The 12,658-nt window shown below is 65.2% G+C and carries 15 protein-coding genes, 2 tRNA genes and 2 riboswitches; of the genes, 12 read left to right on the forward strand and 5 right to left on the reverse strand.

What is annotated here, in order from left to right:
• Window positions 1–232 precede the first annotated feature (232 nt).
• Entirely contained in the window at window positions 233–1,495 is a 1,263-nt protein-coding gene (locus tag AC097O_RS10730) for an HD-GYP domain-containing protein (protein ID WP_479592766.1), read from the forward strand.
• A gap of 59 nt (window positions 1,496–1,554) precedes the next feature.
• Here AC097O_RS10730 and AC097O_RS10735 read toward each other — a convergent pair whose 3' ends face one another.
• Window positions 1,555–2,712 (reverse strand): acyl-CoA dehydrogenase family protein, encoded by a 1,158-nt coding sequence (locus tag AC097O_RS10735; RefSeq protein WP_479592767.1) that lies wholly within the window; start codon window positions 2,710–2,712, stop codon window positions 1,555–1,557.
• Window positions 2,713–2,848: 136 nt separating this feature from the next.
• Here AC097O_RS10735 and AC097O_RS10740 point away from each other — a divergent pair, with 136 nt between their 5' ends.
• Both AC097O_RS10740 and AC097O_RS10745 read left to right on the forward strand, forming a co-directional pair.
• Complete coding sequence (locus tag AC097O_RS10740) at window positions 2,849–3,442, forward strand: chromate transporter (protein WP_479592768.1); 594 nt, start codon at window positions 2,849–2,851, stop codon at window positions 3,440–3,442.
• Window positions 3,439–4,023, forward strand: coding sequence for a chromate transporter (locus AC097O_RS10745; RefSeq protein WP_315183986.1), 585 nt, complete (start codon window positions 3,439–3,441; stop codon window positions 4,021–4,023). The genes AC097O_RS10740 and AC097O_RS10745 overlap by 4 nt, the downstream gene beginning before the upstream one ends.
• A 1-nt stretch (window position 4,024) precedes the next feature.
• Here AC097O_RS10745 and AC097O_RS10750 read toward each other — a convergent pair whose 3' ends face one another.
• Entirely contained in the window at window positions 4,025–4,621 is a 597-nt protein-coding gene (locus AC097O_RS10750) for a hypothetical protein (RefSeq protein ID WP_479592769.1), read from the reverse strand.
• Window positions 4,622–4,749: 128 nt separating this feature from the next.
• Window positions 4,750–5,277, reverse strand: coding sequence for an ABC transporter ATP-binding protein (locus tag AC097O_RS10755; RefSeq protein WP_479592770.1), 528 nt, complete (start codon window positions 5,275–5,277; stop codon window positions 4,750–4,752).
• A gap of 201 nt (window positions 5,278–5,478) precedes the next feature.
• Window positions 5,479–5,591, forward strand: a riboswitch (TPP riboswitch).
• A gap of 69 nt (window positions 5,592–5,660) precedes the next feature.
• Here AC097O_RS10755 and AC097O_RS10760 point away from each other — a divergent pair.
• Window positions 5,661–6,950, forward strand: coding sequence for a purine-cytosine permease family protein (locus AC097O_RS10760; protein WP_479592771.1), 1,290 nt, complete (start codon window positions 5,661–5,663; stop codon window positions 6,948–6,950).
• Window positions 6,951–7,000: 50 nt separating this feature from the next.
• Here AC097O_RS10760 and thiD read toward each other — a convergent pair whose 3' ends face one another.
• Complete coding sequence (thiD, locus tag AC097O_RS10765; protein WP_479592772.1) at window positions 7,001–7,843, reverse strand: bifunctional hydroxymethylpyrimidine kinase/phosphomethylpyrimidine kinase; 843 nt, start codon at window positions 7,841–7,843, stop codon at window positions 7,001–7,003.
• A gap of 41 nt (window positions 7,844–7,884) precedes the next feature.
• Window positions 7,885–7,983, forward strand: a riboswitch (TPP riboswitch).
• Window positions 7,984–8,020: 37 nt separating this feature from the next.
• Between thiD and thiO the strand changes: the two genes are divergently transcribed.
• The 8 genes from thiO (at window position 8,021) to AC097O_RS10805 (ending at window position 12,190) form a co-directional block, all read left to right on the forward strand.
• A complete protein-coding gene (gene thiO / locus AC097O_RS10770) occupies window positions 8,021–9,088 on the forward strand; it encodes a glycine oxidase ThiO (protein ID WP_479592773.1) in 1,068 nt (355 codons plus the stop codon).
• Window positions 9,085–9,282 carry a sulfur carrier protein ThiS gene (gene thiS / locus AC097O_RS10775; RefSeq protein WP_479592774.1) on the forward strand — a complete coding sequence of 66 codons (198 nt, stop codon included), beginning with the start codon at window positions 9,085–9,087 and terminating at the stop codon, window positions 9,280–9,282. The genes thiO and thiS overlap by 4 nt, the downstream gene beginning before the upstream one ends.
• 3 nt (window positions 9,283–9,285) lie before the next feature.
• Window positions 9,286–10,086: a thiazole synthase gene (locus AC097O_RS10780; protein ID WP_479592775.1), complete on the forward strand. Its 801-nt coding sequence runs from the start codon at window positions 9,286–9,288 to the stop codon at window positions 10,084–10,086.
• A 35-nt stretch (window positions 10,087–10,121) separates the two neighbouring features.
• On the forward strand, window positions 10,122–10,952 hold the full coding sequence (gene thiE / locus AC097O_RS10785) for a thiamine phosphate synthase (protein ID WP_479592919.1): 831 nt from the start codon (window positions 10,122–10,124) through the stop codon (window positions 10,950–10,952).
• 31 nt (window positions 10,953–10,983) lie between these two features.
• Window positions 10,984–11,059, forward strand: a tRNA-Asn gene (locus AC097O_RS10790).
• Between the two features lie 58 nt (window positions 11,060–11,117).
• Window positions 11,118–11,193 (forward strand) — tRNA-Asn (locus AC097O_RS10795).
• 71 nt (window positions 11,194–11,264) lie between these two features.
• The gene (locus AC097O_RS10800) at window positions 11,265–11,537 is read left to right on the forward strand and encodes a hypothetical protein (RefSeq protein WP_479592776.1); all 273 of its coding nucleotides are present in this window, start codon (window positions 11,265–11,267) and stop codon (window positions 11,535–11,537) included.
• A 38-nt stretch (window positions 11,538–11,575) separates the two neighbouring features.
• Window positions 11,576–12,190: a flavin reductase family protein gene (locus AC097O_RS10805; RefSeq protein WP_479592777.1), complete on the forward strand. Its 615-nt coding sequence runs from the start codon at window positions 11,576–11,578 to the stop codon at window positions 12,188–12,190.
• 70 nt (window positions 12,191–12,260) lie between these two features.
• Here the strand turns inward: AC097O_RS10805 and AC097O_RS10810 are convergent, their stop codons facing one another.
• Entirely contained in the window at window positions 12,261–12,632 is a 372-nt protein-coding gene (locus AC097O_RS10810; protein WP_479592778.1) for a COG4315 family predicted lipoprotein, read from the reverse strand.
• Window positions 12,633–12,658 lie beyond the last annotated feature (26 nt).

Raw genomic sequence — 12,658 nt, forward strand, 5'->3', positions numbered from 1 at the left:
GGGGCGCTGCGTAAGTCTTAATTGGGAGTAACCCGCGATTTTAAGGGCTGGGGCGGTTTCGCGCAGCCCCACCGGTTTTCAGACCGTTCTGCACCCGGTAAACGGGCAGAAAAGACCGCGTATACACCGATTGCGCCAGTTTGTCTGTGTTACAAACCTCGTTATGGCAGACACCGCTACCGATTCCCAATATTTCGCCAAAGCGGTGTCACAGCTAGGTCCGGACCGGGGCATGTTGACCAACCGCCCAATATTGGGGGCGCAAGGCATCAAGATTCTGGACAAAGGGGCCAAGCTCACGCCCGGCCTGTACGAGCGCCTGGTACGGCACCGTCCCACGACCCCGCTCGAAGATGCGATCGATATCGAGGGCTCGATCCACGGCAAGAGCCTGCGCGCCATTGGCGAAGAGCTGCTGGACAGCAACCTGGTGTTCTCGCGCATGGCCGAAAAGCCCGAGGACCGCAAGCTGCTGCTGGACTGCCTGGAGGCCGTGCCGCTGCCGCCCGCCATCACCTTCCAGCTGACGGTGGTACGCGATGTGCACCCCGGCCTGTTTCGCTACTTTGTGGCCACCGCGCTCACCGCCGTATGGCTGGGCAACCGCCCGCTGGCACAGCGCGCCGACCTGGTGATGCTGGGCGCCGCCGGGCTGCTGCACGACCTGGGCATGATGCACATCGACCCGGTGCTGCTGGAGCCCAGCACGGAGATCAGCCCCGAGCAGCGCCGCCAGCTCTACTCACACCCGCTGGTCTCCGTGCTGCTGCTGGAGCGCCACGCCGAGTACCGCACGGAGATGCTGCGCGCCGTGCGCGAACACCACGAGGTGCTGGACGGCTCGGGCTATCCCGCCGGGCTGGCCGCCACGGCCATCGGGGCCTGGGGCCGCATCGTCTCGCTGGCGCAGGTGGTGGCGGCCCTGGTGCGGCCTGGCCGCAGCCACGCGCTGCTGCGTTTGTCGGTGTTGCTGCGCACCAACCGGCACCGCTACGACACCGTACTGATCAACCGCATGCTGCCGCTGTTGCAGCGCCCGGATGCCAATGCCCCCCAGGTGGACGGCATCGACAACCCGGTGGCCGACCCGGTGCGCCACCTCAAGGCGATTTACCAGGCGCTGCTGGGCTGGCCCGCCGCGCTGGCGCAGGACATGCGCTGGTCGGCGGCGCGGCGTGGCGGGCTGGTGTTCATCGGCGAGCGCTGCGCGCGCATCCACCGCACCATCATCGAGTCGGGTGTGGCCCCCGACCAGCTGCAAAGCCTGGATGCCGACTCCATCACCGGGCCGCTGGCCGACGAGCTCTCGCTCATCACCCGTGAACTGGCCTGGCAACTGCGTGCCGTGGAGCGCGAAGCCCGCAGGCGCTGGGCCGCCGCCGCAGGCGAGGCGCTACCCGACAGCCTGGCGGCCTGGGCCAACAAGGTAGAAGCGGTGTGCGCCGATCTGGTGGAGCGCAGCACGGTGACCGCGGTATCAACCGAGAAAATTTAAACAGAATAGGCCCTCTGCGCTTATTCCATAAGCACGAGCAGCTACCATAAATATAGCAATCAACCCAGCCCCATGGCCCGGGTAATCACCTCTTTCATGATCTCGTTGGTGCCGCCGTAGATGCGCTGCACCCGGGCATCGGCGTAGGCGCGGGTGATGGGGTATTCCCACATGTAGCCGTAGCCACCGAAGAGCTGCACGCACTGGTCCATCACCTTGCACTGCAGGTCGGTGGTCCAGTACTTGGCCATGCTGGCGGTGGCGGTGTCCAGCCGGTCCTGCAGCAGCAGTTCGGTGCAGCGGTCGATGAACACCTGGGCCACCTGCACCTCGGTCTGCAGCTCGGCCAGGGTGAAGCGGGTGTTTTGAAAGCTCGCCACCGGCTGGCCGAACACCTTGCGTTCTTTTACATAGTCCACCGTCCAATCGATGGCGGCCTGGGCTGCGGCCACGGCGGTGATGGCGATCTGCAAGCGCTCCCAGGGCAACTGCTCCATCAGGCATACGAAGCCCCGGTTTTCATGCAGGCTGCCGCCCAGCAGTTGGTCAGCCCCCAGGTGCACGTTGTCAAAAAACAGCTCGGAGGTGTCTTGGGCCTTCATGCCCAGCTTTTTGAGGCGCTTGCCCACGGTAAAGCCGGGCATGCCGCGCTCCACCAAAAACAGGCTGGTGCCCTTGGCCCCGGCCGCCGGGTTGGTCTTGGCCACCACCACCACCAGGTCGGCATGCCAGCCATTGGTGATGAAGGTCTTGCTGCCGTTGAGCCGGTAGCTGCCGTCGGGCTGCTGGAGGGCGGTGGACTGGATGCCCTGCAGGTCCGACCCGGCAGCGGGTTCGCTCATGGCAATCGCGCCCACCATGGCCCCGCTGGCCATTTGCGGCAGGTATTTGGCTTTCTGTGCGGGCGTGGCGTAATGCAACAGGTACGGGGCCACGATTTCGCTGTGCAGGCTGTAGCCGATGCCGGTGATGCCCGCACGGGCCAGCTCCTCGATCTGCACCACCGAATACAGCTTGTCGGCCCCCGAGCCACCCCATTCCTCGGGCATGGAAGGGCACAAAAATCCGTTCGCCCCGGCCTTGTGCCAGACGTTGCGGTCTACATAGCCCTGCTCTTCCCAGGCGGCGTGGAAGGGCACGATTTCTTTGTCGACAAAACGGCGAAAGCTGTCGCGAAAAGCTTCGTGGTCCGGGCTGAAAAGGGTGCGTTCAATCATGCGGATGGGGGGCGGGTGGATGACCGGGCCAATGTACCGTAGCGCACCAGCTTGGGGCCACCATCCAAGCCCCGCGCGGGCAGCCCGCATCCTCCATTTGGAGGACAAACCCAGGGGCGGTGGCGATAATCCGGGCATGCAATCTTCGCCCACCACAGTTCTCACTCCCGCTTCCGCCCCGCAACAGCCCCAATCCCCCACCGATCTGTTCCTGTCCTTCACCTGGCTGGCCCTGCAGGGCTTTGGCGGCGTGCTGGCCGTGGTGCAGCGCGAGATGGTGGAGAAAAAACGCTGGCTGACCCAGGAGCAATTTCTCGAAGACTGGGCCGTGGCGCAAATCATGCCCGGCCCGAATGTGCTGAACCTGTCGGTGATGCTGGGCGACCGCCACTTCGGCCTGCGCGGGGCCCTGGCCGCCGCCACCGGCCTGCTGGCCGTGCCGCTGCTGGTGGTGCTGGCCCTGGCCCTGGTGTACGCCCAGTACGCCGAGCACCCGGCGGTGGTGGGTGCCTTGCGCGGCATGGGCGCGGTGGCGGCGGGCTTGATCTGCGCCACCGGCCTGCGCCTGTTGCGGGCGGTGCGCCACCATGTGATGGGCGTCGCGCTGTGCCTGCTGCTGGGCGTGCTGACTTTTGTGCCGATTGCCTTGCTGCACTGGCCACTGGCCTACGTGCTGCTGCCCATTGGCGGCCTGGCCTGCGTGCAAACCTACCGCAAGCTGGCAGCATGAACGGCCTGCACAGCATCGCCATGCAGGGCCTGGACTGGCTGGCCCTGTGGTGGCACTTCACCTCGCTGTCGCTGCTGGCCGTGGGCGGCGCAATCACCGCCGCACCCGACATGCACCGCTTTCTGGTGGAACAGCAGCAGTGGCTGACCGACGAGCAGTTCAACACGTCGATTGCCATCGCCCAGGCCGCGCCGGGGCCGAATATTTTGTTTGTGGCCCTGATGGGCTGGAACGTGGGGCTGAACGCCGGTGGCTACGGCGCAGCCCTGCTGGGCATGGCCTGCACCATGCTGGGCATTCTGGTGCCCAGCACCACGCTGATGTGGCTGTCCACCCGCTGGGGCCACCGCAACCGCGAGCTGCGCGCGGTGCGGGCCTTCAAGCAGGGCATGGCCCCGATCGTGATTGCGCTGATGCTGGCCACCGGCTGGCTGCTGTCGAGTGCCCAGCATGGTTTGGTGCGTGATTGGCCGCTGTGGCTGTTGACGGGCCTGAGCGCACTGGTGGTGTGGCGCACCAAGGTGCACATTTTGTGGCTGCTGGGGGTTGGCGCGGCCCTGGGTGCGATGGGCTGGGTGTGAATCAGAAGCGCAGCCGGTAATACACCATGGGCCGACCCCGGCTCACGCGCAGCACCACCCGTTCGTTTTTGTTGAGCTGCATGCCCAAGGCCCCGCCCAGCTCAAACTGGATGCCGCGGGCACTGGCGGCGCTGAACTGCATCTCCAGCCGGGTGCTGTAGTTCATGGGGTTGGCGGTTTGGCTGGCAATGCCCGGCACAGGGTCGGGCCAGGAGCCCACCTGCTGCCACACCCCGATGCGCACGCGGCCCTGGCCCCGGTCGGCAGAGCGCCAATGCAGGCCCAGGTCCAATCCACCGGGGGTATGGCGCCCATCCCCTGCCAGGTTGTGCTGCCGGGCCGTCAACCCCACGCCCAGCCCAAAGCCCGCCCGGTCTGCGGGGCCGGACCAGCCAGTCAGGGTGAGGCGGGAATCGGGCCGTGCATCGGCACGCTGCAAGTTTGGCATGGACAGCGTGGCCAGCTCCAGCTGCGGAGCCCCTGCGGCGGCCTCGTCGGCATCCTGCGCCAACGCCCCTCCGTTGCAACACAGCAGGGCCAGCACCGCGCCAAAGCGTGGAGGCAAACGCACATCAGGGCAAAAAGCGGCTGTGGGCATGGCGGCGTACCGTGGTGGAGATACGTTCATTGTGCGGCAATCTGGCGATTTTTTCAGCCGACCAGATCCCAAAAAAGCCCATAAAAAATGGGCTTTTCAAAGGCTTAAAAAGTGGCGCCCAAAGCGGCTTAAAACTCTTTTACCAGCGAGTAGGTCAGCCCGGCCGTGCCCAGCAGGTCTACCTGGGCATTCCAGCCATCGCCAAAGCGCCAGCCCACGGCGGGCACAAAGGCGGGCGAAAAACCCTTGTAGTTCAGCGGCACCTTGTCGTTATAGGGCGGCTTGTAGCCGTACAAAACGCCTGCCGACCACTTCAAATACACCTGGGGCAGGCTTTCAAACACGTTGTAGTAGCTTTTGCCTAGGTACAGGTAGCCGCTTTCCTGGCCAAACGAGTTGCTGAACAGCGCCAGGCCCACCAAGCTGTTGTCTACGGTGGATTCGCGTTCCAGGCCTACCAGCACCACATGGCGGTGTTCGGGGCTGGGGCTGAAGTGGGTGGTGTACGGGCTGATTTCCAGCCGCCAGCGGTACGGCACGGAAGGTGTAGCGACCTGGGGCGTATCGGGGGCGGTGGCCGTCTGGGCCATGGCGTGGCAGGCAAGGCCCAGCAAGGCGCAGGCAGCGAGCCGGTGGGGGATCAAGAGTGCATCCATGGGGCGATGAATAAATAGTTTGGCTGGGAGGTGCAAGGCCGACATCCAAGGCGGATGCGCACGAACCACGTACCTGGCTGCAGCCGATTGTACGGCTATTGTTTTGATAGCTGCTTGCGCCGATGGCATCTGCGCCGGAGGCCTATTTTGTGTCTACATGTAAGCCACTGCGCTAGAATCCGCCCACTCCGCAGCACTGCGGGGTATCGCTAGGGGTGTTGCGGCTGTGGAATCTGTTCCAGGGCCGCGACTGAGAAAGTCCCTTTGAACCTGATTGGGGTAATCCCCGCGCAGGGAAGCAAGTTCTACCACGGCGGCCTTCTCCGGCCATGCACGCCGTGCGGTTCAAGCCACCCTGCCAGCATCTTGCATGGAGCAAATGAGTGGCACATTCACCTATTTTTCACAATGAAGCCCTGACGCCGATCCCGGCCGCAGGCCGTGTTTTCAGTGGCGCATCGCACGCCGCCCTGTGGTTCAGCCTGGGCGTGGGCCTGCTGGTGATGCAGATCGGCGCCTACCTGGTGCCCGCCGTGGGCACGCAGCAGGCGCTGCTGGCCATCGTGCTGGGCTCGGTACTGGGCGCGGGGCTGCTGGCCTGGGTGGCGCGCATCGCCTGCGACAGCGGGCTGTCCAGCGCCGGGCTGATGCATGCCACCTTTGGCAGCGGCTTTGCCCGGCTGCCGGTGCTGCTGAACATCGTGCAACTGGTGGGCTGGACCACCTTCGAGCTGGTCATCATGCGCGACGGCACCGCCGCCATCGCCCAACGCAGCCTGGGCTGGAACCTCAGCGGCACCCAAGGCGTGCTGCTCACCACCCTGCTGTGGGGCGCGGTGCTCACCGCTTTGATGGCGGCCTCCATGCTGACCCTGGTGCGCAAGTTCATCAGCCGCTTTGGCCTGCCGCTGGTGGTGCTGTCGCTGCTGTGGCTGAGCTGGCAGTTTGCCCAGAAGCTGCTGGCCGGTGACGCGCAGGCCTTCTGGAGCCGCCCCGGCGACGGCAGCAAGGGCCTGCTGTCGGCCATGGACCTGGTGATCGCCATGCCGGTGTCGTGGCTGCCCCTGGTGGCCGACTACGCCCGCCATGGGCGCAGCGGCAAATCCGCCATGGCCGGCACCTGGCTGGGCTACGCGCTGGCCAATATCTGGTGCTACGCGCTGGGCGTGGTGGTGGTCACCGTGGCTGCACCGGGCACCGACCTGGTCACCGCACTGTTGATCGCCCAGGGCGGCCTGCTGGCGCTGGGGCTGATCTTGTTTGACGAGATCGACAACGCCTATGGCGACGTGTACTCGGGCGCGGTGTCGGCCCACAGCCTGCACCCCAAGCTGAGCATCCGCCGCTGGGGCCTGCTGTTGGCGGTTGGCTGTACCGCGTTGGCGCTGGTGCTGCCCATCCACAGCCTGGAGCCGTTTTTGCTGATGCTGAGCTCGGTGTTTGTGCCGCTGTTCGGGGTGATTCTGGGCCGCCTGGGCAGCCACGCCACCGCCTCGGTGCAGCGCCTGGTGGAGCCGGTAGCCGCCGGGCTGTGGCTGGCGGGTATCGCCCTGTACCACCTGCTGGCCCTCTACGCACCCCAGTTCGGCGCGGCCCTGCCCACGCTGGCCGTGGTCTACCTGGCCGCCTGGATGAGCCGCCCGCTGCGGATTACTTACGCACTACAAAAATAGGAGCTGCTAGCGCTTATGAAATAAGCGCTAGCGGCCTATTTCTTATAAATTTACCCGGTGAGAACCTGCATCGCCACAGGCGCAAAGCCGTGGTTCAGCGGGCCGTGTCCGTGCCCGGTATGCACCTGGGCACCACCGGTGATCGCCCCCAGGATATAGGCCCGCGCCAGCCCCACCGCCTCGGGCAAGGCCTGGCCCTGCGCCAGGTACACGGCGATGGCGGACGACAGCGTGCAGCCGGTGCCGTGGCCGTTGTGGGTGGCGATGCGCACCGACTCCCAGCGCTGGCGTGTGCCGTCCGCCAAGCCCAGCACATCCACCACCGCGTTGCCCGGCAGGTGCCCGCCCTTGACCAGCACCGCCTGCGCGCCCAGGGCTAACAGGTCGGCCACGGCGGGCTCCAATGCAGCCTCGTCCTCCACGCCACGGCCCAGCAGCAGGGCGGCCTCGTCGAGGTTGGGCGTGACCACGGTGGCGCGGGGAAAGAGCTGGTCCACCAGCACCTGCACCGTCTCCCGGGCCATCAGCCGGTCGCCGCTGGTGGCCACCATCACCGGGTCGAGCACCACTTTTTTGAGCTGGTAGTGGTCGATGGCCCAGGCCACCACCTCCACCATTTCGGGGGAGTGCAGCATGCCGATCTTCACCGCATCCACGCCGATATCGTCCAGTACGGCCTGGAGCTGGGCTTTTAAAAAAGCGGGGGGCACGGGGTGGATGGCGGTGACACCCCTCGTGTTTTGCGCCGTCAGTGCGGCCAGCGCCGTCATGCCGTAGCAGCCCAGGGCGCTGAAGGTTTTCAGGTCGGCCTGGATGCCCGCGCCGCCGCCGCTGTCGGACCCGGCAATGGAGAGCAGGCGCAGGTAACGGGGAGAAGTTGGTGGATTGGTCATGCGGAAATTATCGGCGCACGAGTGTGATGTAATTCACGCCACGGATGAAACAGGGGTGTCTGGCCAAGTTGGCTGGACTGAGAAAGACCCTCATACCCGATCCAGGTAATACTGGCGTGGGGAGATTTCTATCAACGACTCAGCCTCGTTTTGTCCTGCTATGAATAGGACCTTAACTTGGCTACCAGCCCCACCACCACCATCCTCGGCGCAGGCCTGATGGGCCGCTTGCTGGCCCTGGCATTGGCACGCGCGGGCCACCGGGTGCAGGTATTTGAAGCCGGTGGGCCGGATGCCGAAGGGGCGGCCGCCCGTGTCGCCGCCGCCATGCTGGCCCCGCTGGCCGAGTCGGCCATCACCGAAATACAAGTGGTGCAAATGGGCCAGCACGGGCTGCGGCGCTGGCCGGAGCTGATCGCGCAGCTTGACGCACCGGTGTTCTTCCAGCAAAACGGCACCTTGATCCTGTGGCACCGGCAAGATTCGGCGGAAGCCACGCGCTTTAGCCACCAGCTGGCGAACACACGGCAAGAATTACCCAGCCTGCCCGCACCGCAGACGCTGGATGCCAGCGCCATCGCCCAACTGGAGCCCAGCATCGGCACCCGCTTCGCCCAGGGCCTGTACCTGCCCGGCGAGGGCCAGTTAGATAACCGCCAGCTGTTGACCGCCCTGCTGCTGCAGTTGCAAAAGCACGGAGTCGACATGCACTGGCACAGCCCGCGCGCACCGCAGGACTGCCAGGCGGACTGGGTCTTCGACTGCCGGGGCCTGGGCGCACGCAGCCAATGGCCGGGCCTGCGTGCGGTGCGCGGCGAGGTGCTGCGCCTGCACGCCCCCGGAGTGGATTTACGCCGCCCGGTGCGCCTGGTGCACCCGCGCTATCCGCTGTACATCGCACCCAAAGAAAACCATGTGTTTGTGGTGGGTGCCACCGAGATCGAATCCGACGATCTGTCGCCCATCAGCGTGCGCTCCAGCCTGGAGCTGCTCAGCGCCGCCTACAGCGTGCACCCTGGCTTTGGCGAGGCGCGCATCCTGGAGTCCAGCACCCAGTGCCGCCCCACCCTGCCCAACAACCTGCCTGCCATCCGCCAGCTCAGCACCCGCGTGCTGCAAATCAACGGCCTGTACCGGCACGGCTTTTTGATCGCCCCGGCGATGCTGGATGCGGTGATGGAATTGATGGAAAAAGGGCATTCAGCGCTGGCGAATCAATGGAAGCTTGCTATAGAAACCGTATGAACGTCCTGATTAACAACCTCCCCCACACCCTGCCCGTGGGTGCCACCCTGGCCGACGCGGTGGCGCTGCTGCAGGCCCAGCCGCCGTTTGCCGCCGCCGTCAACAAAAGCTTTGTGCCGCGTGCGCAGTACCCGCAGACCGCCCTAAACGATGCCGACCGCATCGAAATCATCCACCCCGTCACCGGCGGCTGAAACATGACCCAAGACCCCCTCATCCTTTACGGTGAAAGCTTCTCCAGCCGCCTGCTGCTGGGCACCTCGCGCTATCCGTCGCCCAGCATCCTGGGCAGCGCCATCGCCCGCGCCCGGCCCGCCATGCTGACCGCGTCGCTGCGCCGCCAGAATCTGGGCCAGCCCGAGGCGGCCACCAATGGTTTCTGGGAGCTGTTGCGCCAAACCGGCGTGCCGGTGCTGCCCAACACCGCCGGTTGCCACGGCCTGCAGGAAGCCATCACCACCGCCCACATGGCCCGCGAGGTGTTCGACACGCCGTGGATCAAGCTGGAGCTGATCGGCGACGACTACACCCTGCAGCCCGACACGCTGAACCTGGTAGAGGCTGCCAACCGCCTGGTGAAAGATGGCTTCAAGGTGCTGCCCTACTGCACCGAAGACCTGGTGCTGTGCCAGCGCCTGGTGGACGTGGGCTGTCAGGCCGTCATGCCCTGGGCCGCGCCCATCGGCACCGGCAAGGGCCCCATCAATCCCTACGCCATGCAGGTGCTGCGCGAACGCCTGAGCGTGCCGCTGCTGGTCGATGCCGGGCTGGGCCGCCCCTCGCACGCCTGCCAGGTCATGGAATGGGGCTATGACGCGGTGCTGCTGAACACGGCCGTCGCCCTGGCCCAGGACCCGGTGCGCATGGCCGGGGCTTTTGCCGATGCGGTACAGGCCGGGCGCAACGCCTTTCTGGGCGGTGCCATGCTGGAGCAGCAAGCCGCCCAACCCAGCACCCCGGTGCTCGGCACGCCGTTCTGGCACCACGCGCAGGAATGAACATGACCAACGACATCCTCGCGCGCTACGCCGACATGGCCCTGCCCGTTACCGACCATGCAGAACGCCTCAGCGCCTGCCTGCAACTCGGCTTCATCCTTGTCGATGCCGCCTGCATCGCCCAGGCCTGGCAAGCGCAAATCGAACGCACCGGCAACTCCGCCGACTGGCCCGACAGTCCAGAGGATTTCGGCCTGCGCCCCTGGCCACGCCACGATGCCTTCCCGCCCTGCCCGCAGCAGCTCGGCCTGTATGCCGTGCTGCCCGATGCTGCCTGGGTGGGCCGCATGGCGCGCGCCGGTGTGCCCACGGTGCAGTTGCGCTTTAAATCCGATGACGCGCAAGCCATCCAGCGCGAGATCCAAGCCGCCGTGGCCGCCGTGCAGGGCACACCCGCCCTGCTGTTCATCAACGACCACTGGCAGGCCGCCATCCAGGCCGGAGCCTACGGTGTGCACCTGGGCCAGGAAGACCTGGACGTGTTGCAGCCCATCGATCTGGATGCCATCCGCACCGCAGGGCTGCGCCTGGGTGTCAGCACCCACGGCTACGCCGAGATGCTGCGCGCCGACCGCGTCAGCCCTAGTTACATCGCCCTGGGTGCCGTGTTTCCCACCACGCTCAAACGCATGGCCACCGCCCCGCAAGGAACAGCCCGGCTGGCCGCCTACGCCCGCCTGCTGCGCGACTACCCGCTGGTCGCCATCGGCGGCATCGATACCGAGCGACTGCCCGAGGTGCTGGCCAGCGGCGTGGGCTCCATCGGCGTGGTGCGGGCATTGACCGCAGCGGCAGACCCCGAGCGGGCCGCAGCCGAGCTGGGCGCAGCTATCCAGAAGTTTTTGGCACCTGCGCAGAAACGCTGAATTCCCACGCTATAATTTGAGGCTGCAATATTCCTCGATAGCTCAGTTGGTAGAGCGCCGGACTGTTAATCCGTAGGTCCCTGGTTCGAGCCCAGGTCGAGGAGCCAAAATTTCAAAATGGGCTTACGCCAACCCGTAGGCCCTTTTTATTTCACTTAAAAGTATTCCTCGATAGCTCAGTTGGTAGAGCGCCGGACTGTTAATCCGTAGGTCCCTGGTTCGAGCCCAGGTCGAGGAGCCAGAAACTAAAAAGCACTTATCCCTCCAGGTTAAGTGCTTTTTTTATGTCCCATGCAATCACCGAAAGCACACATGTTCGACCCCAACGGCCAATGGATTCCCCTTGCAACCTATGACGACTTCGACAACGGCCTGGGCGAGCTGATCGACCTGTGGTCCAGCACAGACAAGTCCGTGACCCAGAAGACCAAGCAAGCCGCCCTGGCCCACTACAAAGCCGACCTGGAAGCCGCCACGCTCGAATGGGCCGAAAACAAAGCCAAGTCCAAGAAATACGCCGCCATAGCCCTTGAGCTGGCCGAGTTTGAAGAAGTGCTGGTGAACGGTGCGGGGCCAGCGGCGTAAAGCCTCGACGATCTTCAACGGGCTGGTATCTTCGCGCTATGCCCATCCACTCCTACCAACCCCGCGACGGCCACGGGCTGCCGCACGATCCGTTCAACGCCATCGTCGGGCCACGACCCATCGGTTGGATTGCCTCGCACAGCGCCACCGGGGCCCTGAACCTGGCACCGTACAGCTTTTTCAACGCCTTCAACTACACGCCGCCCATCGTGGGTTTTGCCAGCGTGGGCTACAAGGACACGGTGCGCAATATCGAGGCGACCGGGGAGTTTGTGTGGAACCTGGCGACGCGCAGCCTGGCCGAGGCCATGAACCAGACCTGCGCCGCCGTGCCACCCGAGGTGAGCGAATTCGGGCTGGCGGGGCTGACGCCGGTGGCATCGCAACTGGTGACGGTGCCGCGGGTGCTGGAGAGCCCAGTAGCGTTCGAGTGCCGCACCACGCAGATCGTGCAGCTGCAAGCCGCCAACGGCGACAAGGTGCCGACCTGGCTGGTGCTGGGCGAGGTGGTTGCCGTGCACATCGACACCGCACTGCTCAAAGACGGAGTGTACGACACGGCCCACGCCGGGCACATTTTGCGCGGCGGCGGCCCGGCGGACTACTTCCACGTGGGGCCGGAGCAGCTATTCCAGATGCACCGCCCGCGCTGAGACTACCAACCAAATCGGCTCTCTGCGCTTATTCCATAAGCACCAAAAGCTATCAAATAAATAGCACAATTTATTTCACCAGGTGCCAGACATCCTTGAAGTTGTCGCCCTTGCGGTCGGCAGCCGTCTTGTCGGTCTGGAAGAAGTACAACGGCTTGCCCTTGTAGGCCCATTGTTTGCCGCCGTCCTCGCGGGCGACCAGGCTGAAGTCGCCGTGGGGCTGGTCGGCGGCGCTGGCCATCAGCGGTGGCCACAGGGTGGCGCAAGGGCCGTTGCAAGCGCTCTTGCCGTTGCCCGCCAGGTCTTTGTCAAAGGTGTACAGCGCCATGCCATTGGGGCCGACCAGCACGCCACCCACCACTTTGGCCGGGGCATCGGCAGCGCTGGCAGCCAGGCTGGCAAAGGCGAGAACCAGGGCGGCGGCGAAGGATTTGGGGAACATCGTAAAAATTCCTTGGGTGGTGGTAG

Source organism: Rhodoferax sp. LS1P39 (assembly GCF_056521425.1).